At 38.7% G+C, this 24,880-nt stretch carries 24 protein-coding genes and 1 riboswitch; of the genes, 2 read left to right on the forward strand and 22 right to left on the reverse strand.

The window, feature by feature from the left end; translation table 11 throughout:
- Positions 1 to 130 precede the first annotated feature (130 nt).
- A complete protein-coding gene (locus CZ487_RS26740; RefSeq protein WP_154676045.1) occupies positions 131 to 298 on the forward strand; it encodes a hypothetical protein in 168 nt (55 codons plus the stop codon).
- 115 nt (positions 299 to 413) lie between these two features.
- Here CZ487_RS26740 and CZ487_RS15255 read toward each other — a convergent pair whose 3' ends face one another.
- The 8 genes from CZ487_RS15255 to CZ487_RS15290 all read right to left on the reverse strand — a co-directional run bounded on the left by CZ487_RS15255 (position 414) and on the right by CZ487_RS15290 (position 9,320).
- Positions 414 to 1,268 (reverse strand): DegV family protein, encoded by an 855-nt coding sequence (locus CZ487_RS15255; protein WP_077213147.1) that lies wholly within the window; start codon positions 1,266 to 1,268, stop codon positions 414 to 416.
- 143 nt (positions 1,269 to 1,411) lie between these two features.
- Positions 1,412 to 2,818, reverse strand: coding sequence for a threonine synthase (gene thrC / locus CZ487_RS15260; RefSeq protein WP_077213148.1), 1,407 nt, complete (start codon positions 2,816 to 2,818; stop codon positions 1,412 to 1,414).
- Between the two features lie 255 nt (positions 2,819 to 3,073).
- Positions 3,074 to 3,994, reverse strand: a complete 921-nt coding sequence (locus tag CZ487_RS15265; protein WP_077213149.1) for a stalk domain-containing protein — start codon at positions 3,992 to 3,994, stop codon at positions 3,074 to 3,076.
- Between the two features lie 572 nt (positions 3,995 to 4,566).
- Positions 4,567 to 4,767 carry a twin-arginine translocase TatA/TatE family subunit gene (locus CZ487_RS15270; protein ID WP_077213150.1) on the reverse strand — a complete coding sequence of 67 codons (201 nt, stop codon included), beginning with the start codon at positions 4,765 to 4,767 and terminating at the stop codon, positions 4,567 to 4,569.
- Between the two features lie 15 nt (positions 4,768 to 4,782).
- Positions 4,783 to 4,971, reverse strand: coding sequence for a hypothetical protein (locus CZ487_RS15275; protein WP_077213151.1), 189 nt, complete (start codon positions 4,969 to 4,971; stop codon positions 4,783 to 4,785).
- A 75-nt stretch (positions 4,972 to 5,046) separates the two neighbouring features.
- Positions 5,047 to 6,690: a PhoX family protein gene (locus CZ487_RS15280; protein WP_077213152.1), complete on the reverse strand. Its 1,644-nt coding sequence runs from the start codon at positions 6,688 to 6,690 to the stop codon at positions 5,047 to 5,049.
- A gap of 339 nt (positions 6,691 to 7,029) precedes the next feature.
- On the reverse strand, positions 7,030 to 8,433 hold the full coding sequence (locus tag CZ487_RS15285; protein ID WP_077213153.1) for a VWA domain-containing protein: 1,404 nt from the start codon (positions 8,431 to 8,433) through the stop codon (positions 7,030 to 7,032).
- Positions 8,430 to 9,320, reverse strand: a complete 891-nt coding sequence (locus CZ487_RS15290) for an AAA family ATPase (RefSeq protein ID WP_077213154.1) — start codon at positions 9,318 to 9,320, stop codon at positions 8,430 to 8,432. The genes CZ487_RS15285 and CZ487_RS15290 overlap by 4 nt, the downstream gene beginning before the upstream one ends.
- An 837-nt stretch (positions 9,321 to 10,157) precedes the next feature.
- Between CZ487_RS15290 and CZ487_RS15300 the strand changes: the two genes are divergently transcribed.
- Entirely contained in the window at positions 10,158 to 10,529 is a 372-nt protein-coding gene (locus CZ487_RS15300) for a VOC family protein (RefSeq protein ID WP_077213156.1), read from the forward strand.
- 225 nt (positions 10,530 to 10,754) lie between these two features.
- On the opposite strand, the gene CZ487_RS15305 is transcribed toward CZ487_RS15300, so the two are convergent.
- From CZ487_RS15305 to CZ487_RS15365, 14 genes are all read right to left on the reverse strand, one after another.
- A complete protein-coding gene (locus CZ487_RS15305) occupies positions 10,755 to 12,020 on the reverse strand; it encodes a cation:dicarboxylate symporter family transporter (protein WP_077213157.1) in 1,266 nt (421 codons plus the stop codon).
- 112 nt (positions 12,021 to 12,132) lie between these two features.
- Positions 12,133 to 12,286, reverse strand: a riboswitch (cyclic di-AMP (ydaO/yuaA leader).
- A 115-nt stretch (positions 12,287 to 12,401) separates the two neighbouring features.
- Complete coding sequence (locus CZ487_RS26745; RefSeq protein ID WP_154676046.1) at positions 12,402 to 12,557, reverse strand: hypothetical protein; 156 nt, start codon at positions 12,555 to 12,557, stop codon at positions 12,402 to 12,404.
- Between the two features lie 30 nt (positions 12,558 to 12,587).
- A complete protein-coding gene (phoU, locus tag CZ487_RS15310; protein WP_077213158.1) occupies positions 12,588 to 13,247 on the reverse strand; it encodes a phosphate signaling complex protein PhoU in 660 nt (219 codons plus the stop codon).
- 19 nt (positions 13,248 to 13,266) lie between these two features.
- The gene (gene pstB, locus CZ487_RS15315; RefSeq protein WP_077213159.1) at positions 13,267 to 14,073 is read right to left on the reverse strand and encodes a phosphate ABC transporter ATP-binding protein PstB; all 807 of its coding nucleotides are present in this window, start codon (positions 14,071 to 14,073) and stop codon (positions 13,267 to 13,269) included.
- 19 nt (positions 14,074 to 14,092) lie between these two features.
- On the reverse strand, positions 14,093 to 14,977 hold the full coding sequence (gene pstA, locus CZ487_RS15320) for a phosphate ABC transporter permease PstA (RefSeq protein WP_077213160.1): 885 nt from the start codon (positions 14,975 to 14,977) through the stop codon (positions 14,093 to 14,095).
- Positions 14,978 to 14,979: 2 nt separating this feature from the next.
- Positions 14,980 to 15,918 (reverse strand): phosphate ABC transporter permease subunit PstC, encoded by a 939-nt coding sequence (gene pstC / locus CZ487_RS15325; protein ID WP_077213161.1) that lies wholly within the window; start codon positions 15,916 to 15,918, stop codon positions 14,980 to 14,982.
- Between the two features lie 34 nt (positions 15,919 to 15,952).
- A complete protein-coding gene (locus CZ487_RS15330) occupies positions 15,953 to 16,903 on the reverse strand; it encodes a PstS family phosphate ABC transporter substrate-binding protein (protein WP_077215338.1) in 951 nt (316 codons plus the stop codon).
- A 158-nt stretch (positions 16,904 to 17,061) separates the two neighbouring features.
- On the reverse strand, positions 17,062 to 17,631 hold the full coding sequence (locus CZ487_RS15335; RefSeq protein WP_077213162.1) for a DUF4256 domain-containing protein: 570 nt from the start codon (positions 17,629 to 17,631) through the stop codon (positions 17,062 to 17,064).
- A gap of 107 nt (positions 17,632 to 17,738) precedes the next feature.
- The gene (locus CZ487_RS15340) at positions 17,739 to 18,938 is read right to left on the reverse strand and encodes an MFS transporter (RefSeq protein WP_077213163.1); all 1,200 of its coding nucleotides are present in this window, start codon (positions 18,936 to 18,938) and stop codon (positions 17,739 to 17,741) included.
- A 162-nt stretch (positions 18,939 to 19,100) separates the two neighbouring features.
- A complete protein-coding gene (locus CZ487_RS15345) occupies positions 19,101 to 19,412 on the reverse strand; it encodes a 4a-hydroxytetrahydrobiopterin dehydratase (protein WP_077213164.1) in 312 nt (103 codons plus the stop codon).
- Between the two features lie 356 nt (positions 19,413 to 19,768).
- On the reverse strand, positions 19,769 to 21,319 hold the full coding sequence (locus CZ487_RS15350) for a bifunctional GNAT family N-acetyltransferase/carbon-nitrogen hydrolase family protein (RefSeq protein WP_077213165.1): 1,551 nt from the start codon (positions 21,317 to 21,319) through the stop codon (positions 19,769 to 19,771).
- 269 nt (positions 21,320 to 21,588) lie between these two features.
- The gene (locus CZ487_RS15355) at positions 21,589 to 22,860 is read right to left on the reverse strand and encodes a DUF5068 domain-containing protein (RefSeq protein WP_077213166.1); all 1,272 of its coding nucleotides are present in this window, start codon (positions 22,858 to 22,860) and stop codon (positions 21,589 to 21,591) included.
- Between the two features lie 235 nt (positions 22,861 to 23,095).
- Positions 23,096 to 24,115: a thiazole biosynthesis adenylyltransferase ThiF gene (locus tag CZ487_RS15360; RefSeq protein WP_077213167.1), complete on the reverse strand. Its 1,020-nt coding sequence runs from the start codon at positions 24,113 to 24,115 to the stop codon at positions 23,096 to 23,098.
- Positions 24,112 to 24,879, reverse strand: a complete 768-nt coding sequence (locus tag CZ487_RS15365) for a thiazole synthase (RefSeq protein ID WP_077213168.1) — start codon at positions 24,877 to 24,879, stop codon at positions 24,112 to 24,114. Before CZ487_RS15365 ends, CZ487_RS15360 begins: the two co-directional genes overlap by 4 nt.
- Position 24,880: the final 1 nt, after the last annotated feature.

Consider the following 24,880-nt stretch of genomic DNA (forward strand, 5'->3'; position numbering starts at 1 on the left):
AGAGCAAGTTAGTCTAGAATGCGCAGAAATAATGTGACAGTTTTCTAACATCTACACCATGATTACTGTTTTTAGATAACAAATAAGATAACATAATAGATAATTCTTGAATATTTAGGAGGAAAAAGTAATGGAACTAACAAAAGAAGAAAAATCAATGCGACTACAAATCATGCTTAAAGAGGCACTAAAACCTATGCTGGAAAAAATAGATAAATTAGAGCAAGAAATAAAGGAAATGAAAGAAAATCAAGAAGAGATTCGCAATATCGTATCGAGCAATACTAAAACCAAATAAAAATCAACCGGGGACTGTGACAGGAACTTTAACGATGCCCGCCTGTCTCAGCTCCTGAGTGATCGAATTTATTAAAAATATATTTAAGTTTACATAATAATATTACAGTCAATTATTAAGAAGACTCTAATCCCGCAATCCCGAAGCCGCCAGGACCCGCATGTGTAGAAATCATGGCACCTGCTTGAATCCATTTTATATTCTTAAACCCTTTATCATTTACAATCTCTTCCATTCTCTCCTTAACTTTATCATCAAGCCCAAGTGAATAGATTAAGTAAATCTGCTCATTACTTATGTTGTATTGCTCCAGATAATCTAGTATAAGCTTTTCCGCAACAATATCGATTTTCCCACGATATTTTCTGGTCGAAACCAGCTTACCTTCCTGTAATTCAATACAAGGCTTTATTTTTAATAAGCTGCCACCGAGATATGCCAGATTACTTACTCGGCCTCCTGCTCTTAAGAAATCCAAACTGCCTGGAACAAAAGCCAATCTTGATTTCGGGACCATGGCTTCAATTTTATTAACAAGTTCATTCGGCTCTATATCAGGATCTTCCTCTAACAAAGTAACCGCATACATCACAATGGCCGTCAATCCGCCTGTCACGTTCAAGGCATCAATCAAAACGATATCATCCATGTCTTCAGCAGCGATGACTGCATTTTGGAAGGAAGATGATGCCTTTGAGGTATATCCAATATGAATAATGATGCAATCTGGATAATCTGCTTTAATTTTCTTAAAAAGCTCTTCATATTCATGAGAGTTTGTTGATGTCGTAGATGGTATTTTCTTAGTACGATCATAGTAATCGTAAATATCCTGTACAGGTAAAGAACCATCTAAATAGTCCTTCCCGTCCATAATAACGTGCATAGGAACGACTTTAATATTATGTTTTTCAGCCCAATCCCTAGGTAAATCGGCGCCGCTTTCTGTCGTGATAATGATTTTTTTCATGATAATCCTCCAGTTTTCATCATTACATTCGCATTACTATCTTCTACATTAACTTAATTGGAAATACTGAAAGGTCGTTATGCCCAAAAAAGAAAACCCCCCAGTGCAGTAATATATACTCCACGGGGGGGAGGGCTCTCAAATTATATTGCCTTTTCCTTGGCAAAATGCGACTCTAGCTTGCGCGCAACATCGTCGTTGGTTGCTTCAACCACTTCTTGATATTGAGGTTTATCAAAAAGGTCACTAATTTGTTCTGGGTAAGTTTGTTGAATTTCACAACGCTCGATCGACTCATTAAACTTAGCTGGATGAGCTGTCGCAAGTGTGACACACACCTCGCCAGGATCATTACAATGCTCATATGCAGCCACACCACAAGAAGTATGTGGATCAAGTAAATAGCTTGTTTCAGCATGATACTTTTTGATGGTCTGGAGGCATTCTTCCCCCAATACTCCATATGCTGCAAAATCCTCTTTTACCTGACGAAGCAGTTCTTCACTCACTTCAATTTTACCTTGAGATTTGAAAGTATCCATTAAAGCTGATACTTCTTTTGAATTTTCGTCAAGTAAGTAGTATAAATAACGTTCAAAGTTGCTCGCAACTTGAATATCCATAGAAGGGCTGAATGTGCTGTGGAATTCACCAGGCTGATACACCCCGTCCTGAATAAAGCGTTCTAAAATATTATTTTCATTCGTCGCAACGATAAGCTTTCCAACCGGCAGACCCATTCTCTTAGCGAGGTAGCCAGCAAAGATATCTCCAAAATTACCTGTAGGCACACTGAAGTTAACCGTCTTTGCACCTGTCTCTTTTGTTACTTGGAAGTATGCATAAAAATAATATACCGTTTGCGCTAAAATACGAGCAAAGTTAATCGAGTTAATTGCACGAAGGTGATATTTATTTTTGAAATCTAAATCCGCAAAAAGTTCCTTGATAATTCTTTGACCATCGTCAAATGTTCCTTCTATCGCCAAGTTTAGAACAGATTCATCATCAACCGTCGTCATTTGCAGTTCTTGGACTTTACTTACTTTTCCATGAGGATGCAAAATACAAATGCGAATGCCTTCTTTCCCTCTTACACCCTCAATGGCAGATGCACCTGTATCTCCTGAAGTAGCCCCAAGAATATTGATGGTTTCGCCTGTCTTTTTTGCAATATAAGAATATAAGTTCCCTAGAAACTGCAGGGCTACATCTTTAAAGGCGAAGGTTGGACCATGGAACAATTCTAATACATACATGTTATCCTTAACCTTTTGAACTGGCGTTACTTCCGGGTGACGGAAAGTGCCATAGCTTTTCTCAATTAATTCTTTCAGTTCCTGTTCTGGAATTTCGCCATCCACATAATAAGATATAATTTCAAACGCTAATTCCTGATAAGACATATGAGATAATGCCTCTAATCTTTCTGCAGGGATTTGCGGTATTTTTTCTGGAATTAAAAGACCTCCATCATTCGCCAGTCCCATCATGACTGCATCAATAAAACCAATTTCACTTACATTTCCACGTGTGCTAATGTATCTCATAATGTCCTCCAAAATAGAAATAATATATTACTATCCTTACTCAGTAAACGTCGTAAGTCAATATTGAAAATTATTCTGAGAAAGGATACTTTTTTCATCTGCTCTTTCAATAATCCAATTCTATCAGAAAAAAGGCTTTTTAAATAGAGGAGCTTTTTCTAAAATTGAAAAAATACTCATCATAATGTAAAATTTAATAGAATTTGGTAAAAAAATTGCCCTTACACACTTTTGTGCAAAGGCATCTTTTCAACACTATTCTATTTCAATGAGCTCTTCTAGCAATGAATAAGGTACATACGTTTTGGCTGGTTCCAGCAAGGCAGGTGCTTCTTCAAAATAACGAATTGCTTTATTGTATCCGTACATTTTCGTACCCCTCGTTATTGTAAACGTCACGGCTCCTTTTGACAGAATCGCTCCTTTTCCTGTTGAATTCACTTCAAACCCTAGCTGTTCGGCAACGAGACGAAGTGGAATCATCTTGATCCCATTGACTTCATAGTTATCATTTTCAGCAATTTCATACGCTTTTTCAATGTCGGTTAACTCTTCCGATTGATCATACTCCATCACAACAATCTTCGAAGGTCCTATTTGAGCTGGGTAACTTTCTAATATCACTTCATAAAAAATGAGAACATCTTTATCAACGATGTCTTCAGGTTTCAAAACAGCTCCAGATAAATTAGTAATGGAAGTTCCCTCTCCGATATGAATGATTAGGTCTTTCTTTTTATTAAGAAAGTCTTGATCAAACTGATCTAATTTAACAGTACCATCATTTTCTGTTTGAACGATGACTACTTCTGGTGAATATTGTGGCGGGTAAATCATAATCATCGGTTTATTGCTATCAATATAGACCGTCACTTCCATGCCTTCCTCTATCTCCGCTTTTTTCCCTGTGTTATCAAACACCTTCGTTTCGGCATCAAAGTAAAATCCAAATGGTTCCTTTTCATCATCAATTTTCGCAAAATAAGTTCCACTTGTTTGTTCTGTGATTTCTGTAATCTTCCCAGAAACCTTAATAAATCTTTGCTGATCTACTTCATTTTCTTCTTGAAGTATGGGCGTTACGCTGCCTTCTTGATTGTTTGCAAAAACAGATGGTGACAGTAGTAAGCTGCTCGTAACAGCTGCCGTAAATGCGATACATATCCTTTTCTTCATTATAACTCTCTCCTTTGTGATACAATTCAATCCATTAGTCGTATGGTACTGGAAAAAGTTACAACATTGTAGAAAATAGATAGTGTCGCTAGAATATATACTAGTCCCGTAGGGTTAATCCGTTAAAAAACTTTTAAGTGAATCTTTATTCTGGTTATGAAGACCTTTTTCCGGCTCGAGTCAAAGATAAACGGTCGTCATCCCTGTTATGAAGACCTTTTTCCGGCTCAACCCAAAGTTAAACAGTCGTCATCCCTGCTATGAAGACCTTTTTCCGGTTCTAGCCAAAGATAAACGGTCGTCATCCCTGCTATGAAGACCTTTTTTCCGGCTCAACCCAAAGTTAAACGGTCGTCATCCCTGCTATGAAGACCTTTTTTCCGGCTCAACCCAAAGATAAACGGTCGTCATCCCTGTTATGAAGACCTTTTTCCGGCTCAACCCAAAGTTAAACGGTCGTCATCCCTGCTATGAAGACCTTTTTTCCGGCTCAACCCAAAGTTAAACGGTCGTCATCCCTGCTATGAAGACCTTTTTTCCAGTGATGTCACTACCCCCAGCTTCTTCAGTTTTTATGACTTCTTCTCCGTGCTGGCCATTACCTCTTTTGCTTGATCAACTTCCTCCGAAACTAACTCGCGAGTGGATTTTTTAAATTCTTTCAGGGTCGATCCGAACGCACGGCCAATTTCGGGCAGTTTTTTCGGGCCAAAAATCACCAATGCAATGACAAGAATCAGGATTAGACCTGGGATTCCAATATTTTGTAACATATGTGCTCCTCCTTTTTATATCGCTTGTTTCATGAATGCTTTTCTTTGAGATTCAAAGTTATATAGCTTAAAATCAGCCTTCTTGCCACATAAATGACATTTCATAACTCCCGTATTTTTTAAATCATCAGGGATTGGTTGTACGTGTGGGAGAAAGATCATTTTCACTCCCTGATTCACATGCTGCTTACATACGGCAATCATCACAGAATGCTCCTTTCGTCCATAAAAATGAAGGTGCAAACGAGTTAACCCGTTTACACCTATTTTCATAAGTGTTTACTTAAATGCTCCACCCTGAATGGCAACTAAGCATGAACGTCCAAATTTCTTACCAGGATACGGATTCCATGTTTCTGGGTGTTGAACATCCACGAACAATGTGCGTTCATCCGGAGTGAGCCATGGACCGGTTACCTCACAGCCTTTAGGTCCTGATGCGAATTGGAATGGATCTCCGTAATTTTTCCCGTCAGTCGGCACCATGAAGACACCGCAGTTTTTATATGGAGCATAGACATTATCTTCCGTCGCTCCAAAGTCTTCTACCACCCATAGGTTTCCTTTGCTATCAAAATGAAGATTATCCGGGCAAGTAATCCCGCTTTGCTGTCCACCGGCAATAAATACTTCAAACGTAAAGGTCTCGCTTCCATGATCACCATCACCAGGCACAAAACGATAAATTTGACCGTGGAAGTTTCCGTGATTTGAGTTATTTGTTAGTGCTAAGAAAACACTGCCATCATTTGGGTGAATCTCAACATCTTCTGGACGGTCCAGCTTTGTTGCACCAACAGCAGCTGCTGCTTCTCGAGTGTACGTTAAGACATCTGCTTGGCTGTTAAAAAACTTCTTCCCATCCTTTTCATAGTTTTGCAGTTTTTCATTTGTTTCATAATCTAAAGCGATCCACTTTTGAGCGCCAAGATTGGCAACATATAGAGTTCCTTCTTCTAAAATATCAAAGTTTGCAGTACGGTTATTTCTATTGAACTTCTTCTTACTAACGAATTTATAGAAACACTCACCGCGAGAATCGTCTCCCATATAGACAACTACTCGGGCATCTTTTGTTTGGCCCATCGCCGCATTTTCGTGTGCAAAACGTCCAAGAGCGGTGTGCTTTCGTACAGGTGCTTTTGGATTGAATGGATCAACTTCCATTACCCAGCCATAATGCTCATCTGTAAAGTTTGGCCAGCCGTAATCGTCTCCGTATTCTGTGTTTTCTTCACAAGAAAGAGCTGTATTCCAAAGTGTGCGACCGCCGCTGCAGTTTCCAAGTGAACCTTCTACTACTTTAGCTCCTTTTACAGCGGAGCTTCCCGCAGCAGGTCCTGTTAATTGAATACGTGTAGTCCCATCCACACGACGGTTGTAATCGTCATTTTTGACAAGTACCCATTTGCCTTTTTCCTTCTTCACGTGGATGACAGATCCGCCGACCGCTTCTTTTTGCATTTTTAAAAACGCCGGGAATTGTGCTAGATTTTCTTTTTTGTATGTATCAGGATTGATTCCTAATATATTCATATAGTTTTCTGGTTCTGGGAACTCGTGATTTACCCAAATTAAACCTTCTTCCGAATTATTTCCGCCTTCTAAGCTATCGATTGGAAAGTAGACGGTTAGGTCTGCTGCATCCCCAAATTTTTCTCCTCGTGAATTAATAACATCACCATAAGAAGCGATAATATTATAGTGATAGCCCTTCGGCAGCAAAAGGTCATTTTCCCATGAACGTTCAATCGGTTTGAATGGAGCTGTCAGTGGCTTGCCTTTCCCTTTCGGTTGTCCATCCATTAAATGATTGGCGGTTGCCGCGTTCGCAGCAGGTGCTAATGCCCCCAGTCCTGATGATGCTGCAACAATTGCCGCAGTTCCTGTTCCCATATACGTTAAAAATTTACGACGATCCATATCTTAATACGCTCCTTTTCACATGTCTAAGTATGTATTTACATGAGTAATTATGCTTTTTTACTGTTAAAACAGTATTAATAAACTTTATGATTTTTGTAAAATGGGAAGTTAGGGAAAATGGCTTATCATCACAAGCAAAAATTACATAAACTGTAAAAAATTTTAAGAACGCTGGTATTTAGATCGAAAATTGTCGGGTAATGGTATTCAAGACTTAGGTAAATGGAATCAATCTACCAAATAGAGGGTCTTCATAAAATTTACATTCTATTAATATTCACTCTTAAAGTAAGCTCCCATAAAAAAAAAGCGATAGCCTGGCTATCACTTTTTTTATCACCTCTGCAAATCCGCTAAAAAAACTGCTAAATCTTTAACAGTACGGATATGATTTACACTGTCACAATATTTTTCATAGTGTCTAATCACACTGTCTCCTGTGCCCCAGCTGCTTACTGGTTCTGGATTAAGCCAATGAATTTCTTTGACTTGGCTGCGAATATTTTTCATTTCGGAAATGGCTGGATCACTGCCATTGCTTCTGGCATCGCCAACCACTAACACCGTTGTACTTTGACCCATCTCCGGAAGGTATTTGCGAACAAAACTTCGTAATACATTGCCATAATCACTATTACTAGTATGAGAGACTAGCTTGCTATCTCGATATAGTTCAGGTAAAGATTGACGAAAATCACTTCTCGATACATGCCATGTGATATCGTCAATGTCACTAATGAAACCAAAGGAACGAACACCGGCAAATTGGCTGCTAAAACAGTGGGCCAGCTGCAGGGAAAAGACACTGAAATTCTCTACAGAGAGGGATAAATCGCACAAAAGCGCAATTCGCTCTCTTTTAGGCGCTTTACGTTTAAAAACAATCTCCATAGGGATTCCCCCGTTCCGAAGAGAACTTCGCATCGTCTTTCGAAACTGTAAAATTCCTCTTTGATCATCTTTTATGTAATGGCGGCGGTGAGAAAGCTTTCGGACAATTTCCGGAACCAATTCTTCCATTTTTTTCAGCTCGACGAAGTTGGCTCTAGCAATGGAAATATCTGAAATATCTTCTTCTGTTTCCTGTGCTACCATGATGTTCCTGCTTTTCGAATTGACGGGAGGAGCATTAAAGATCAGCTTCCGCAGCTCAGCCTCAGCTTTCTTAATTGAATTTCTTGTATTTGTTCTTTGCCACATGCCCATTTCTTGATCCTGTTCGACTTCCATGGTGAGTCTGTCTAATTGAAGGATGTTCCTCAGTCGATCGTATAACTGTCTATCAGATTGAGGACTTTGGATTGGCGAAACTCCATTTCCTTGCCTGCTTTGACTTTGACCAGAATTGCCACTTTCCCCTTCTCCATCCCCGTCTTCTGAATTGGACATTCTTCCCTGCTGAACCGCATTATGAACAGTATTTTCAATAGATTTCCGATCACCGCGATAGATCGCTTTATGCAAGGACTTTGTTAATGCATTTAAAGGAATCCTTTCTTCTTCTTTCCGAACCCCGAACCATCGAATCCACCATTCTTCAAATTGATTTTTGAATATAGGCAGATCCTTTTCACTTTTTAGCATACAGGAAAACAGCACCATCCGGATTTCTTCTTTATTTGATTCATTAGGATTATCGTATAACGAAAGAAGATTAGCTGCTTCAATACTTTCAGGAATGGAAACAGGCACGCCCTTGTATCGAAGGGAGCTGCTTAGATCAATTAATTTTCCCCTCATCGATTAATCTGTCCCAACAGTTTCTCAATTTCATTCTTGGCATGGTCCAAATCGGAATGATCTTTAATTAGAACATTCAACGTCTTCAGCACGATATCATGGTCAAGTTTTGTAATATTTAAGGCAACGAGAGCTTCAGCCCAATCAACCGCTTCAGAAATACTAGGAGCCTTTCGCAAATCTATCAAACGAAGATGTGCGAGTGCCATCGCAATTTCGTCTACCATTTCATCAGGCAGCGCAGGCACGCGTTTGCGTAAAATCGCAGCTTCTTGTTCGGGAGTAGGGTAATCAAGATATAAATAAAGACAACGGCGGCGTAGAGCTTCTGATAATTGTCTCATTTTATTGGAAGTGAGAATCACAATCGGCTTCTGAACGGCTTGCATAGTACCCAATTCTGGAATTGTAATTTGAAAATCGCTCAGCAATTCCAAAAGCATACTTTCAAACTCTGGATCTGATTTATCAATTTCATCAATTAACAGGACCGGCCGTTGTTTGTTTCGAATAGCAGCCAGCAAAGGACGTTCCAGCAGGAAAGCTTCAGAAAATAAGTTATGAACATCGCCCGAATTTTCTTTCCCCATCTGCAAGGACAATAGCTGTTTGCGGTAATCCCACTCATACAGTGCTTTCGCTTCATCAATTCCCTCATAGCATTGAAGACGAATCAATGAACAATCTTTCCACCCGCTAATTGCTTTTGCCAATTCCGTTTTCCCTACTCCAGCAGGGCCTTCAATTAATATTGGTTTCTCTAGTGATAGAGCTAAGGCAACTGTCATAGCCGTTCGTTCATCAGCCAAATAGCGCTGATCCTTCAAGCCTTCGAGAATTTCTTCCATTAATACACGTAAATCACTTGCAGTTTCGAGTTCAGTCATCACAGTCTCCCCTTTAAATGGTTTTTATATATAAAATATTCTAAATATTTAAAAAATAAACTATAGTTTAAGGATATTCCAAAGTGCTCTTGGTTGTCAACACTTGTTGGTTAGCGACCCACGCTTCCGCTGATAATGCCAGTACTCGCATTATCTCTACGCTTACCAGCATTAAATCATGTCTAACCAGTTTAAATTAACCTCTACCAGCATTATCGAATACCATGACATCCCGATTATCCCTCTCGTAGTTGTCGGCAATCAATCGGCTATTATCAAAACAACACACCCAAAAGTTCTCCAGTATGTTTGTAAGGTGGACAACCTTAAAAACAAGATAACCAACCTTACTTCAAGTTACACGGTTGATATTTTAACTGAGAAAGACTTTAAGAAAACGTCTAAATTACTTTTAAAGGACGATACTCCACATATTCCTACGATTGAAAAAACTCATGGCCTATCAACTATTGATATTAGAAGAGGAGTATGGTGCTCGAATTGGTTGACTTACCATATGATAAGAAAAGATCGGGTTTGGGTCTGCCCTCGCTGTTTCTACAGTTCACCCTTATGGATTATTTCCTATTTATAAAACCCACCATTAATAATAAGGCGTTTAGAGAGTTTTTCTGTATCGATTCAATGAAGACAGCAACTTATATGCTATCTGCACTAAATCTCCCGGCTACTGGAGAGAAAAAAGGCCGAATCTATCATCGCTCCACCGATTTCCTTGAACAGCTCGAATCACGGTATCATCGTTTGCAAAATAATTAATTACCTATTTATACTAAACATGCGGGCAATTAATAAATCATGGTAGGAGGAAATATGATGAAACTAGGCGCATTTTCGGTAAGTTTGAATGTAAAAGACATTCATGTATCAAAATCATTTTATGAAAAATTAGGGTTTCAACAACTAGGTGGAGATATTAACCAAAATTGGCTGATCATGAAGAATGAAAATTGTATCATTGGGCTTTTTCAAGGAATGTTTGAAAAAAACATTTTGACTTTTAATCCCGGCTGGAATGAAAATGCTGAAAATATTGATTCATTTACCGACGTTCGTGAACTTCAAAAGAGGTTGAAAGCTGAAGGAATGGAGCTAGTCACAGAAGCAGATGAAGCAAGTGAAGGACCTGCTTATTTTACTCTTGAAGATCCTGATGGTAATCAGATTCTTGTAGACCAGCATAGATGATAAAAATTCTGCTCCCCCATTCGCTTAGCGGATTGAGAGACAAACTCTAAAATGCTTAACCCTGTTTCGTACTAGGCTTCAAATTGAATAGAATTTCTATTGCCAGGATTCCAATAAATACAGAACCCAAAATAAATAAACTGGCTGTGGACATCAAATCTTAATAAAAAAAGACCTCCAACATAAAACGTTGAAGGTCTTGATTCGCCTTTGAGTCCCATTTTATTATGATGCTTGTTGTTTTTGAATGTTTTCCTCTTCAGAAGGGGAAAATTGGCCTTCCCATTTCGCAACAACAATGGCTGCTAATGAGTTTCCTACCACGTTAACAGCAGTACGTCCCATATCAAGAATTCGGTCAATACCAGCAATAAATGCCAGCCCTTCAGCAGGCAAACCAATTGTACTAAATGTAGCTAATAGAACTACAAACGATACACCTGGAACTCCCGCCATCCCTTTCGATGTTACCATTAAGACTAACATTAGTGTAATTTGTTGTACGATCGTTAGTTCAATGCCGTACATTTGCGCAATAAATAAGGACGCAATTGCTTGATATAAAACAGATCCATCTAAGTTAAAGGAATAGCCGGTTGGAATAACGAAAGTCGCAATATGTTTTGGACTTCCTGCTTGCTCCATCTTGTCCATAATTTTTGGAAGAACCGTCTCCGAACTTGCTGTTGAGAAAGCTAAGATTAACTCTTCTTTAATCATCTTTAATAGCTTAAAGATATTAAAACCAACTAATTTACCCACTAGTCCTAACACAACAATAACAAAGAAAATCATCGTTCCATAAACAGTAAGAGCTAGTTTACCTAAAGGGAGCAGCGATGAAAAACCATATTTAGAAATGGTAACACCGATTAATGCAAAAACACCGATTGGAGCGTATTTCATAAATAAGTTCGTCACATAAAACATGGCACTTGCCACGCCTTCAAAGACTCGCAGTACTGGTTTTCCTTTTTCTCCAATAGCGGCAATTCCAAGACCAAATACAACTGCAAAGAAAATAATCGCAAGCATATCGCCTTGAACCATTGCATCGATTGGGTTTGTAGGTACAATATGAAGAAGTGTATCAGTAATTGATTTTCCTTCTTGTTGTTCTGATGTTTCTACATAGTTTGAAATGTCACTTTGCTCAAGCTTATCCATGTTTAATCCTGAACCAGGCTGGAATATATTAGCAGATACTAGGCCGACTGCTATTGCAATTAATGTCATCCCTATAAAATAAGTAAGTGATTTAGCACCTAACTTACCTACAGATTTCATGTCACCAACACCAGCTATTGCAACGATAATACTTGAAAGAACAATCGGTACTACGATCATTTTAATTAAGCGGATAAAAAGATCACCAAATGGCTGTAGAACACTTTGTGCTGTTTCACTTCCATAGAAGATCCCACCGACAATGATACCTAGTACCAGGCCGATAAAAATTTGACTTGCTAAGCTTACTTTAATTCTTTTCATTAATTACCCTACCTTTCTGTTGAAAATATTAAAAACGAGTTTCTCAGGTAAGGGAAACAAATAGATACGATTTTTCAATTATCGGCTAGTGCCAAATTACTATTCTATCATACTGTTTCCTCTTCATCGCTTACGGGGTTAGCTTTCAGGTTAGGACTATGGGAAACAAGGAGCCCCTTCTAATAAAGAATTCACCAATAGCGGAAAATTCCGCATACTTAATTTGGGTCCCCCGCTCTTAAAATAAGATTAAGCAAATATGGACCAACTAGATTTTATCATAAAATATCATATTAGTAATTTTTTTATTATTTCTGAATAACTTTTATACCACAAAAAAAGAGACAGAACATTTGCCCTGTCTCTTGTATCTATATAGTATTATTTATTCTCTTCATCATTTCCTTCAATGACAAGTAATCGGTTATTGTTACTGATCAAAGGTTCGATATCCAACGAATCCTGATTGTTATCGCTATTAAAAAATTGATCAATTTTATTATTTGCATATTCAGCTTCTGATTTTTTATCTTTCATGATAAAAACAACCTCCCAAGTATTTATACACTATTCATTTAGGTCATATCTTTTCCCTTTTATTAAGTAAAGGACGCTCTCCGAAATATTAGTCGCGTGGTCTCCTACTCTTTCAACGTGCCTGCAAATAAAAGACAATTGCGTAATTTGTGAAATATAGTCTGGTTTTTGAGTCATTAACACTAATAATTCTTGAATCAGCCTTCCGTAGGCTTCATCGATTTCATCATCAACTTTTGCGACCTGTTTTGCGAGTTCAATATCTTCATCGTTATAAGCTTTGAGGGAATCTGCCACCATTTTATTGGCGACTACTGCTATTCGCGGTATTTCCTCAATTGGTTTAATGAATGGATTTGTTCCGATGCGGATAACTGATTTTGCAATATTTACTGCTAAATCACCAATTCTTTCAAGGTCCGTGGAAATTTTAATGGCGACGATTACCCTTCTTAGGTCAATGGCGACTGGTGCTTGTTTGGCAATCATTAAGATAGCTTGGTCGTTGATTTCTTCTTCCATTAAGTTTAAACGGATATCATTTTCAATGATCTTTAATGCTAAGTCGACATCTTGTTTCACTAGCGCTTCAATCGCGTTTCCTACAGCTTCTTGTGCTGCTTTGCCAAAGTCTACGATTAAGCCTTTAAGTTTGTTAAGGTCCTCTTGAAAACTTGCTCGGACGGTCATGATAAACTCCCCCTGTTATTTAACCAAATCGACCTGTAATATAGTCTTCCGTTTGCTTATTTTTTGGGTTCGAAAACATCTTATCTGTATCTGAAAACTCAATAACTTCTCCACTTAAGAAAAATGCTGTTTTATCTGAAATCCTAGCGGCCTGCTGCATATTATGTGTGACAATGATGATACTGTAACTCTTTTTTAACTCCTGTATTAGATCTTCCACCTTTAGAGTGGAAATTGGGTCTAGTGCTGAGGTCGGTTCATCCATTAAAATAACATCTGGTTCAATCGCTAAACAACGGGCAATACAAAGACGCTGCTGCTGACCCCCTGACATCCCATAGGCATTATCTTTCAAGCGATCTTTCACTTCATCCCAAATAGCTGCACCGCGCAGGCTTTTTTCAACGATTTCATCTAAAATTTTTTTATTTTTTATGCCGTGAATCCTTGGTCCATATGCGATATTATCATATATCGATTTTGGAAAAGGATTTGGCTTTTGAAATACCATTCCTACATTTGTCCTTAATGTTTCAACTTGATAGGTTTTGTCAAAAATATTTTTACCCCGGTACAATATCTCACCTGAAGTACGTACAACAGGAACTAATTCAACCATTCTATTTAACGTTTTTAAGTATGTTGATTTTCCGCACCCTGAAGGTCCAATGATCGCGGTCACTTCATTTTCTGTTATTTGAAGATTAATGTCTCTTAGTGCCTGGTCATCCCCATACCAAAGGTTTAAATTCTTTGTATCATATACAATGTTCTTATCTTCCTTAGTTGAATCTGTTACTTCCACACTATCTGTTAAAGTTGTCATCTAAACTTCCTCCAGTATGTTAATACCTTTTTTGATATTTGTTCCGGATCATAACGGCTATAGAGTTCATAATCAACAAGACAACAAGCAGGACTACAATCGTTGCTGCAGCTAAATTCGCATATTCCTCCACAATTGATGCGTCTATTGTCCAGTAATAAATCTGCATAGGCAGTACAGTGAACTTGTCAAAAATACCATTTGGAAATGGAATTAATAAAGCCGGAATGCCGATTACAACGAGTGGAGCTGTTTCACCGACCGCTCGAGATAATGCTAAAATAAGTCCTGTTAAAATACCTGGTATTGCTGCAGGCAACACGACGTTTTTTATAGTCTGCCACTTGGTCGCGCCCATTCCATAGGATGCTTCTCGCAAAAATTGCGGAACTGCGCGAAGAGCCTCTTGAGAGGCGACAACCACGATTGGCAGTACAAGCAGTGACATGGTTAGACCGCCAGCTAATACAATATTTCCAAATCCCAAACCCCTAACAAAAACAGTCAACCCAAGAATTCCGAAAACGATGGAGGGTACGCCAGCCAAATTTGAGATATTTGTTTGAATAAAAGAATGCATACGCCCCTTTTTAGCATATTCCTCTAAGTATATCGCTGTCCCAATTCCTAGAAGCATGGTTACAGGTGCAACCACAATCATTAGCCACAATGTCCCTAACAGGGCTCCCATTATTCCCGCTCTCTCTGGTCTGGTGGATAACCTGTTTGTAAGGAAATCAAAATTTATCCAGCCTAAACCATCCATTAGTACACGGTAAAACAAAATAACAAGGACAACAAGTCCAATTAAAGTGGCTAAAAGAAAGATGATCTGTGAGATGTGATTGGCAGCTAAACGCCCATTCATCTTTTTTGCAACTAGATTTGCATCAACGTATTTCATCCTTAATAACCCTCCCTAAATTTTTTAGAGATATATTGGGCAATTAAATTCATTATCAATGTAAAGACAAACAACGTGAAGGCAACAGCGTATAGGCTATAATATAAAGTTGAACCAGCTGGAGCATCTCCACCAGTTACCTCTACTATATAAGCAGTCATCGTTTGCATTGACTGGGTAACATCAAACGTGAAATTCTTTGAGCTTCCGCTTGCAATCGCAACAATCATAGTTTCGCCTATCGCTCTGGAAATTCCGAGTACAAAGGATGAAATAATCCCCGACATGGCAGCAGGAATGACGACTCGCCAAGTTACTTCAAGCTTTGTGGACCCTAATCCCAAAGCACCCTCCCTCATTGCATTTGGGACAGAGCTCATCGCATCTTCAGAAAGAGACGCAATCATCGGAATGATCATGACCCCCATTACGAGTCCTGGACTAAGAATATTTGTAGGCTCTAGCATCGGAATAAACCTATTTAATAATGGAGTAACGAAAGTAAAAGCAAAAAATCCATATACAATGGTAGGGATTCCTGCTAAAACCTCTAATATAGGTTTTAGAATTCTTCTCACCTTATCTGATGCATATTCGCTTAGAAAAACCGCCGACATCAGACCAATAGGAATTGCCACTAACATCGCAATGGCTGAGGAAATGAAAGTACCGGTTAATAATGGCAGAATACCAAATTCCGCGGCATCTCCTAATGGTTTTAGTTTTGTCCCCGTGAAAAAATCAAGAAAGGGTACATCTCTAAAAAAATAAATCGTTTCTCTTATTAACGTAAATAGTATTCCAATCGTAGTAAGGATCGATATAATAGCAATAATAAACAAAATAGTGGGTATACATTTTTCAATTATGCTATTAAACGTAACCGTCCTTTTGTTTGCTTGAATCATATCTCTTACCCGTAAATCTCTTTCATCCGTCATTGCTGCTCCCCTTTCACCAACGAAAATCGTGCTGTTACTTTCTTAAACCTTCTAGATATTCAATAGATGCTTGGAGTTCTTCCTCTGGTAGTGGCGCGAACCCGGTTTCTATTGCTGCAGCTCTTGCATTCTCCATAGCATAAATAGCGAAATCAAGTACTGCAGGCTTATCTTGAGCCTTACCTACATTTAAATAAGTAAATACTGGTCGAGTAAATGGCGCATATGCTCCATCTTCTTTAATGGTTTCAAGGGTAGGTTCAATCGGGCCATCCCCAAAATCAATTTTTACAGCAGTTAAGTCATCCTTATTGCTTTCATAGTAGCCATATCCAAAAAAGCCTATTGCATTTTTATCTTTTGTAACTAAGCTCAATAGGGTCGAGTAATCTTGCTGCAGATTTATATCTTCCACAAGGTCGTGCTCTTCAAGAATGGTTTCCCAAAAGAATTCGTACGTCCCATGATTTTCATTTGGACCATAAGTTTTGATGGGCTCATCTGGAAATCCTTCGCGTACATCTGACCATTTCACCTTTTTAGCGCTAGCGAGAAAGATATCAACGACTTCCTGTTTAGTCAGCTCTGTTGCCCATGTATTTTCCTTATTGATCACGATGGTGATTCCGTCTAGTGCTACCTTTAATTCTTTTACGTTTATTCCTAGTTCTTTTGCTTTAGCGAGTTCTTCCTCCTTTATACTCCGGGAAGCGTTATTAAAATCTGTTCCGCCGCCTTCTACTAAAAACTTACTGAAACCGGCACTTGTTCCTGAACGGCTTACTTCAACTGATACATTTTCTTCCTTATTCACCATGTAATCCTCAGCAAGCCTGGACATAAGAAGATAGATCGTTCCAGATCCATCCAATACAACGCTGCCTCCCATCCCCCCGCTATTGTCGTTATCAATCCCACAAGATGTTAAAGTAACTAACGTAAACATTGAAATGATGAGGAAAACCTTCCGTAATTTCAATACCATCACCCAACCCATCCTATTCTCTCTTTTACATTTCCCATAAAAAGACCAATTATTAAAAATACCCGAACTTTTTCCTCATAAAAAAACACTCACGAATATTGATTTAACAACATTTGTGAGTGTTTTCTACTATTTTTATTCAACTATATTTATAGGATTCAGACCCTTAACGAACCCCGGAATCCTCTAACACCATAGTAGGAGTCCGCACCGTTATGATACAAGAATACGTGCCCATAACGCCAGTCGCAAAAAAGGGCACCACCGCGTTCTCTTATATCAGGGGGTGTTTGCACCCAGCTTGATGTTTTTTTATCGAAAGTTTCAAGTTTCTGCAACTCGCGGTATTGTTCTTCTGTTAACATTTCAATGCCCATGGCGTTGGCCATGTCAATGGCACTGTTTTCTGGTTTATGTTTTTTCCTTGACTCCAGCGCTTCGCGGTCATAGCAAACACTTCTGCGGCCTTTAGGACTTTCTGCAGAACAATCATAAAAAATGTATTCGTCTTTCTCTTCGTCATAACCAACAACATCCGGTTCACCGGCAGTTCTTTCCATTTCAAAGAGTGACCATAGTTTTTCAGGATTGGCATCCAGCTTCGCTTGGACTTTATCCCATTCAAGACCTTCATGACGGTGCATGTTTTTCTCAAAGCGGCTGTGCAGTACTTTGAGTAATTCTTCAAGTCGTTCTTGTGATAATTCCTGTTTGTTACTCACTGCCATATCAGTTCCCCCTTTTACTCTAAAAGATTATGTATGTATAAGACTGTCCGAGATGTAACTCTTGGAACAGTCTCTCAATCTACAGAGTGAAAAATACGCTGTAGACCTTAAACTGCTTGTTCTATTTTTGACTGTCTACCATTCGAATCCTTCTGCCAGAATGTTTTTTTAGAAAAGATACTTAATAAAATCGGAATCACTAATAATACAATGGTAACATAAATCAAGTGAAATACCGATAAATGTTCCAATACTGTTCCACCCAATGCGCTTCCAAACACAATCCCAAAATTAAAAGTACTTGACTGAAGTGAGGTGGCGACATCTTTTCCAGTTTCTACTTGTCTCGTTACTGCGGCTTGGAACATCGTAACAAGTGCTCCAAACGACACGCCCCACAAAAGGAACGTAATATGTGATACGAATAGCATTCCCTTAAAACCTAAGAACAAAAACATCGAACCAAAGGCCAAAGTTAACATAAATACAGTCAGAGACCCCAGATGGTCATCTATAACTTTACCTGCTAATACAACTGATATGATCGTCCCGACCCCAAAAAGGATGGAGGCCAGCTTAATTCCACCGGCCAGACCTAAATTGTCGGCAAGTGGTGAAATATAAGTATACAAACCATAATGCGCCATAATCGTGAGGAGTGTCACGACCAAGCAAATGACAACGGATTTATTGCGGATAATGGTAAACGGTGAATTGGCAGTTGTTCGTTTTTCCCCTTTTACAGAAGGCAAAAGAATCTGTCCTAGAATAGCAATGATAAAAATAATGGCAGATAACACTCCAAATGCTATTCTCCATCCGAATTCTGTACCGATCGCTGTCATAATCGGCAAACCAATCCCAAGTCCAAGAGTAGTTCCGGACATTGTTACAGCAATGGCTCTTCCTTGTAAGTTCGATGGTACCAGACGCATTGCATAAGCAGAAACCATCGGCCACAGTACCCCTGCACTGATCCCGCCAGCAAGTCTAGCAGCGGCTATTAACATATAAGATGAAGAAACGGCTATGATGAAATTTGATACTCCAAAAATAAACATCAAAATGGTCAACAGTTTTTTTCTATTCATTGACATCGTCAAAGTTATTAACGGAATCGTTCCAACTGCAGATGCAATTGCATAAATGCTGACTAGTAGACCTATAGATGAATAGGATACCCCCAGCCCTTCGCTCATTTGCGGAAGGATTCCAGAAGGCACTAATTCTGATAATATTCCCATAAAAGTAACACTTGAGAGAAGCAATAAATACAACCACGGAAATTTATCTTTCTTATGTTCCATAACTACTCCATTCTCCCTCCATTTCTATAACTGTACTATTTTATCAACGAAACAGTATAAAGACAATGTAAAAGCTATACAATCGTATGGATTTCCTCGAAACGAAAAAAAGGATGTCCCCAAACCGGACTATCCCCTTAAACAATAATCATTTAATGAAAGCTAGCAATCTTTTTCTTTTATTTGCGCGTACAATTCGTCATACTTTTGAGCCAGCGTAAAATCCAAATCTGTAAGTCCCTTCGCCCGCCAAGAAGTAATTTTTACAGTGATCAGTTTGTAATCAATAGAAATAAAGGGATGGTGATTCAGTTGTTCTGACAATTGCGCTACACTTTGAACAAATTCTATACCTTTTAGATAATCTTGAAATCGATACTTTCGTTCAATCCATCTTTCGTCGATAAGCTTCCAATTTGGATTTTCTAATAGCTTTTCTTTGATAACAACTTCACTTAATTTTTCCAATTTCATTCCCCCTCATCATTATCATATTAACAATTTACTCCATTAATCTTCAATCATCATGATAATCGGATTCTTCACTATTTTTATATTTGCTGTTGACCAGATACAATGAGTGTTAAAAAATAGAACAGATGAATCAATCAGTCATTTGCAAAAAACGATTGAACTTGCAAAGGAAGGAAATAACGTAGAAATAATAATTGGTACATGCTGAGGCTTATACAGAAATGGCTTATAATCATTTCACCCAATCTCAATACGATGAAGCTGTTCCAAACTACGAAAAGGCAATTACCATGAAGTTTTTCCTCTCAAAAAAAAGCAGAGGGATCATAAATTCCACTGCTATCTAAGTCAATCATCTATATTTGTTTTGGATTTTTATAATGAATTTCAAACAAATCCCTGCGCCGGTCACGCAGCTGCCGGACTGTGCCTGATCTTCTTTGTCTTCTTAAGATCTCTAAGTCCACATCGCCGACAACGACTGTTTCAATATTAGGATGACACTCCCCGACAATTCCATCACGAGCAAACTCAAAATCAGAAGGAGTAAAGATGCCTGATTGTGCATATTGAATATCCATATTTTCCACTTGTGTTAAGTTGCCAACTGTACCGGCAATCACGGTGTATACTTGATTTTCGACTGCACGGGCCTGCGCGCAATAGCGCACACGCAAGTACCCTTGGCGATCATCTGTGCAAAATGGAACAAAAATAATATTGGCACCTTGATCAACCGCATAGCGGGCAAGTTCTGGGAATTGAATGTCATAACAAACCTGAATGGCAATTTTTCCACAATCGGTATCAAACACCTTAATCGTGTCACCCGGTTGAATTCCCCACCATTTCCTTTCATTTGGCGTGACATGGATCTTGTACTGCTTTTCAATTGTTCCATCTCTTCTAAATAAATAGGCAATGTTATAAATATGATCATTTTCTTCCACAAAATGTGTACCGCCAATGATATTAACATTATATTTCAGCGCTAATCTTGTGAAAAGCTCTATATAATCCTCCGTATATTCAGCCAATTTACGAACCGATTTTGATGGGACTTTTTCTTCTAAGAACGACATTAATTGTGTTGTGAAAATTTCTGGAAAAACGGCAAAATCTGAACCAAAATCATAGGCAACATCCACATAGTACTCCACTTGCTTAGCAAATTCCTCAAAAGAGTTAATGTTTTTCATCATATATTGAATAACGGTAATTCTTACGGGATAAGACGTCTTGAAATGACGTTTCGTTTTTCCGCGATACTCAATGTTATTCCATTCCATTAGAGTCGCATAATTTAACGATTTTTGATCATCCGGTAAATATCCAGGGTTTATACGCTTAACGGTAAATCCATTCATAATTTGAAAAGTTAATACAGGATCATAAATATTTTGGGCACTCACCTCTTGGACGTATTCTTTTGGTGTATATTTATCTTTGTATTTATGATAATTCGGGATGCGCCCCCCAATAATGATGCTTTTTAAATTTAACTCCTGTGCTAATTCTTTTCTAGCATCATACAATCTTCTGCCGATTTTCATGCCTCTAAAAGCAGGATCAACCATAACTTCGATGCCATATAAGTTATAGCCGTCAGGATCGTGGTTTGTAATATAACCATTGTCCGTAACATCATCCCATGTATGCCGATCGTCATATTCATCAAAATTTACAATCAAGCTAGAACAAGTTCCAATTATCTTCCCATTATACTCCACACAAAATTGTCCTTCTGGGAAGATATTCAAATGGCTTTCCAGTTGATCCCGCTTCCATGGATCCATATTTGGAAAACAAGTTTTCTGCATTGCTAATATTTGATCAAAGTCTTCCCTTCTAATATTTCTCACTTCTAGCTTCTTTTCAAAGCTGGATAAATCCAATTTATTTGACATATGCTTTCGATCCTTTCCAAACTTCTACAATATAAAAGTTAGTCTTTCCAAAAACTGCTTAGTTTTAATAATCATTTTAAATCTCAACTTTTATAAGAACATGCGCTTGACTCATTCATGTGCAAACAAACCATATTCTACTAATACCCAAAATGGTCAAGCAGTTAAACATGCGTCAAAAATCGTTCAACTCGGATGAAATAACCAAAAAGACCCGACTTTTTGTTAGTCGGGCCTCTCCTTATAAAAAGAAGGTTCATTTTTACATATTAAAGTTCAAAAGTAGCTCTCTTCCCTTTGGAAATATCTTTTGCCTCTTGATTCTTAATTGGTCCAATTTCGATTTCGAACGCTTTGTTTTTCCAAATTTTCTCATATTGTTCCTGGTCTAGAACGAAAATTTGCAGCAACTCGCCAGATTTTCCAGCGTCGATCAAATCGTTATAGCCGTAATTTAGCAGCATACCCTCAGATAACATATACTGAGTTCCATCGTTTACCGTTAATTTAGAGGACATCATCGTCAAACTAACTGCTTCAGATCCCTTATTGTCAAGATCGAATTTCACTGTCAGCAGGACAATTCCATTCTTAAAGTTTTCAAATCTTGGTGCTTCAATTTCGTTCGGAGTGAATTCAGTAAACTGATATCCGTCTAAGATAACCGTTACATCTCCCAATGTTTCACTTTTACCGATTCCCTTTTCTTCCTTCAGCATTTTCTTTTCGCCCATGTCATCGGTTGTTGCTTTATCTTTGTAAAATGCTTCATTATATGCGATTTTTTCTGCGCCTTCTTCATTTAAGCTTAGCGTAAATGAACCATCCTTCCCAATTGGGTTGCCGAATTCCCCTTTAACAGCTTGTGCAGCAGGAACTTCAACAGCTACTGTAGACGCATCCAATATCGTTTGCAAATCATCTTTTCCAAATGGATAAGTGTAATATCCTGTTACCGTTTCACCTGCTTTAAGCAGGTAATCATTCCCAGGTGCTAGCTTCTCAACCAGCTGTTCCTCAGCCGGTAATAGGTATCGATGGTTATTATAAGCTTTTTGCGCACCAGTGAAGGATAGATAAAATGCAGGCATATAATAGACATCTTTATCAGATTCGTTCGTCACTGTGTATTGTGTAATAATGACACCGCCATCAGTCTGGTCATTAAATGGGATGGCGAAATCAGTATGAAAATCATTTAATTCAATCAGTGTATAGGCATCTACTGAAACCGTTACACCTTCCATTTTATGTACTTGCGGCTGATCATTTTCGTACAGTACCTTTGTGGTACCTTCCGTTTCTTCTTCCATATATTTAATTAATTCCGAGAAATCAGCAGAACTTTTGGCAGTTGTTTCTTCTTTCTCTGTATCTTTTTCAGTATCTTCCTCAGCTTCCTCAGTCTCTTTTTCCTCATTTTCTACTGGTGCATTTGTATCCTCATCAACAGTAGTTTCTTTTGTTTCATTTCCACAGCCGCTTACGATAACCAATGTCAACAGTAATGCCGCAAGCACCATCCATAATTTTCTCAAAATCTCTCAACCTCCAATATTTAACAAACTAATCCTATTCTAGCGGAATATTTTTCCTATTAATATCAGTACAAAGTTATAAATCTATCTATAATCCCTTATTATTTAGATATAATGACGCAGGAAAAAGTATCCAATTCCTGTTTAGTCGCAGGGACGCCCCGGAAAATCTTGTTTCACAGGATTGTTTCACAAATCCCATAAGAAAGAGACAGGTACATAGCCTGCCTCACATTTTTTATCCTAAATAACGATGATACAATGTTTTCGCTTCCGCGATGTCTTTTGTGCCATGAACAAGGACACGGCCATCTTTGAAGATGACTAAACGGTGGTCCCCCTTTGTAAACGATAGCAAATAAGGATTTCGTTGGAGGTCATCCCCTTGTTGTTGTAAAAGATGTTCCAACTGCTCTAGGTCTCTTTCAATTTTATCTGGTGGACGAATTTGGACGGTATCCCTTCCACAGAGTACAGCAGTCTTTGTTGTGTTGCGGTAATCAAGGTACGGGTAAGTTCTTTCTGTACCACACGATAAGCAGCTTTCCTTTTTCACTTTTTCAACATTTATTGAAGTGTGCTGGTTTTTCCACAAATCAAAAGAAACAAGCTTATTTCTCAAAGACTGATAATCTTCAACTAGAATCTTTAAAGCTTCCGTTACTTGATGAGCAACAACAGTTTGCACTGCAGGGCTAATAATACCAGCAGTATCGCAAGTCAACCCGCCAAGGGGAACCGATTCCAAAAGACAGCTTAGGCATGGTGTGTCTCTAGGGATAATGGTATAACTAATTCCATAACTTCCCACACAAGCACCGTAAATCCAAGGAATTCTGTATTTCTGTGATATGTCATTAATCATCATTCTGATATCAAAATTATCCGTTGCATCTATGATCACATCGACCCCAGCAACGAGCTCTTTCAGTTCCGCAGGTCCTACATCTGCTACATGCACTTCAACCTTCACATCTGTATTAATCGCTTGTAAGCGTTTTTCAGCAGCAACAGCTTTCGGCAGCCGTCCCACCGCATCTTCTTCACAATAAAGATTCTGCCTTTGCAGGTTGCTCCATTCCACATAATCTCTATCGACCATCGTTAATTTGCCAATCCCTGCTCGAACAAGCGCCTCTGCATTACCGGTTCCAAGTGCACCTGCACCAACAATCAAAACGTGTTTCCGGCGTAGCTTTGCTTGTCCGCCGACTCCAATTGGAGCAAATAATTCTTGACGCGAATAGCGTTCTGTCACCCAATACTCAACCCTTCCATTGGACTGCTTGCTGTTGCATATGCTTTTTTCGGAATACGGCCTGCTTCATACCCCAGTCGGCCTGCTTCAATGGCCAGTTTCATAGCTTTTGCCATTTTCACTGGGTCTTTTGCTCCTGAAACAGCTGTATTTAAAAGAACTCCGTCTGCACCTAATTCCATCGCAATCGCTGCGTCTGAAGGTGTGCCAATTCCTGCATCGACAATCACAGGTACATGTGATTGCTCGATGATAAAACGTAGATTAAGAGGATTTACAATTCCTTGACCCGATCCGATCGGTGAAGCTCCCGGCATAATCGCATGACATCCTATTTCTTCTAGACGTTTGGCCAGTAAAACATCATCGGACGTATACGGCAAGACGATAAAGCCTTCTTTTACCAATTCCTCCGAAGCTTTAAGCGTTTCGATTGGATCTGGAAGCAATGTTTTTTGGCAGCCAATCACTTCTACTTTAATCATGTCACACAGGCCAGAGGCTTTTGCAAGTTTAGCGATCCGGACAGCTTCTTTAGCTGTGCTGGCACCAGCTGTGTTCGGCAGCAATTTATATTTTTCAACATTGAGTTTCTCCAAAAAATTCGGTTGATTCGGTTCGTAAATGTTCATTCTTCGAACTGCGAACGTTAATATTTCTGTTTCTGAAACATCGACTGCTTCCTTTTGTACATCAAAGTTTGGATACTTTCCAGTACCAAGCAATAATCTTGATTTAAATGAATAAGGACCTATTTTTAACATT

The organism is Robertmurraya dakarensis (assembly GCF_900156875.1).
Classification (GTDB): Bacteria; Bacillota; Bacilli; order Bacillales; family Cytobacillaceae; genus Robertmurraya; species Robertmurraya dakarensis.

Excerpts from the sequence above, each read along its gene's own strand:
- CZ487_RS26740 (WP_154676045.1), top strand. The coding sequence starts at position 131 with ATGGAACTAACAAAAGAAGAAAAATCAATGCGACTACAAATCATGCTT.
- CZ487_RS15255 (WP_077213147.1), bottom strand. The coding sequence starts at position 1,268 with ATGAAAAAAATCATTATCACGACAGAAAGCGGCGCCGATTTACCTAGG.
- thrC (WP_077213148.1), bottom strand. The coding sequence starts at position 2,818 with ATGAGATACATTAGCACACGTGGAAATGTAAGTGAAATTGGTTTTATT.
- CZ487_RS15265 (WP_077213149.1), bottom strand. The coding sequence starts at position 3,994 with ATGAAGAAAAGGATATGTATCGCATTTACGGCAGCTGTTACGAGCAGC.
- CZ487_RS15270 (WP_077213150.1), bottom strand. The coding sequence starts at position 4,767 with ATGTTACAAAATATTGGAATCCCAGGTCTAATCCTGATTCTTGTCATT.
- CZ487_RS15275 (WP_077213151.1), bottom strand. The coding sequence starts at position 4,971 with ATGATTGCCGTATGTAAGCAGCATGTGAATCAGGGAGTGAAAATGATC.
- CZ487_RS15280 (WP_077213152.1), bottom strand. The coding sequence starts at position 6,690 with ATGGATCGTCGTAAATTTTTAACGTATATGGGAACAGGAACTGCGGCA.
- CZ487_RS15285 (WP_077213153.1), bottom strand. The coding sequence starts at position 8,433 with ATGAGGGGAAAATTAATTGATCTAAGCAGCTCCCTTCGATACAAGGGC.
- CZ487_RS15290 (WP_077213154.1), bottom strand. The coding sequence starts at position 9,320 with ATGACTGAACTCGAAACTGCAAGTGATTTACGTGTATTAATGGAAGAA.
- CZ487_RS15300 (WP_077213156.1), top strand. The coding sequence starts at position 10,158 with ATGAAACTAGGCGCATTTTCGGTAAGTTTGAATGTAAAAGACATTCAT.
- CZ487_RS15305 (WP_077213157.1), bottom strand. The coding sequence starts at position 12,020 with ATGAAAAGAATTAAAGTAAGCTTAGCAAGTCAAATTTTTATCGGCCTG.
- CZ487_RS26745 (WP_154676046.1), bottom strand. The coding sequence starts at position 12,557 with ATGAAAGATAAAAAATCAGAAGCTGAATATGCAAATAATAAAATTGAT.
- phoU (WP_077213158.1), bottom strand. The coding sequence starts at position 13,247 with ATGACCGTCCGAGCAAGTTTTCAAGAGGACCTTAACAAACTTAAAGGC.
- pstB (WP_077213159.1), bottom strand. The coding sequence starts at position 14,073 with ATGACAACTTTAACAGATAGTGTGGAAGTAACAGATTCAACTAAGGAA.
- pstA (WP_077213160.1), bottom strand. The coding sequence starts at position 14,977 with ATGAAATACGTTGATGCAAATCTAGTTGCAAAAAAGATGAATGGGCGT.
- pstC (WP_077213161.1), bottom strand. The coding sequence starts at position 15,918 with ATGACGGATGAAAGAGATTTACGGGTAAGAGATATGATTCAAGCAAAC.
- CZ487_RS15330 (WP_077215338.1), bottom strand. The coding sequence starts at position 16,903 with ATGGTATTGAAATTACGGAAGGTTTTCCTCATCATTTCAATGTTTACG.
- CZ487_RS15335 (WP_077213162.1), bottom strand. The coding sequence starts at position 17,631 with ATGGCAGTGAGTAACAAACAGGAATTATCACAAGAACGACTTGAAGAA.
- CZ487_RS15340 (WP_077213163.1), bottom strand. The coding sequence starts at position 18,938 with ATGGAACATAAGAAAGATAAATTTCCGTGGTTGTATTTATTGCTTCTC.
- CZ487_RS15345 (WP_077213164.1), bottom strand. The coding sequence starts at position 19,412 with ATGAAATTGGAAAAATTAAGTGAAGTTGTTATCAAAGAAAAGCTATTA.
- CZ487_RS15350 (WP_077213165.1), bottom strand. The coding sequence starts at position 21,319 with ATGTCAAATAAATTGGATTTATCCAGCTTTGAAAAGAAGCTAGAAGTG.
- CZ487_RS15365 (WP_077213168.1), bottom strand. The coding sequence starts at position 24,879 with ATGTTAAAAATAGGTCCTTATTCATTTAAATCAAGATTATTGCTTGGT.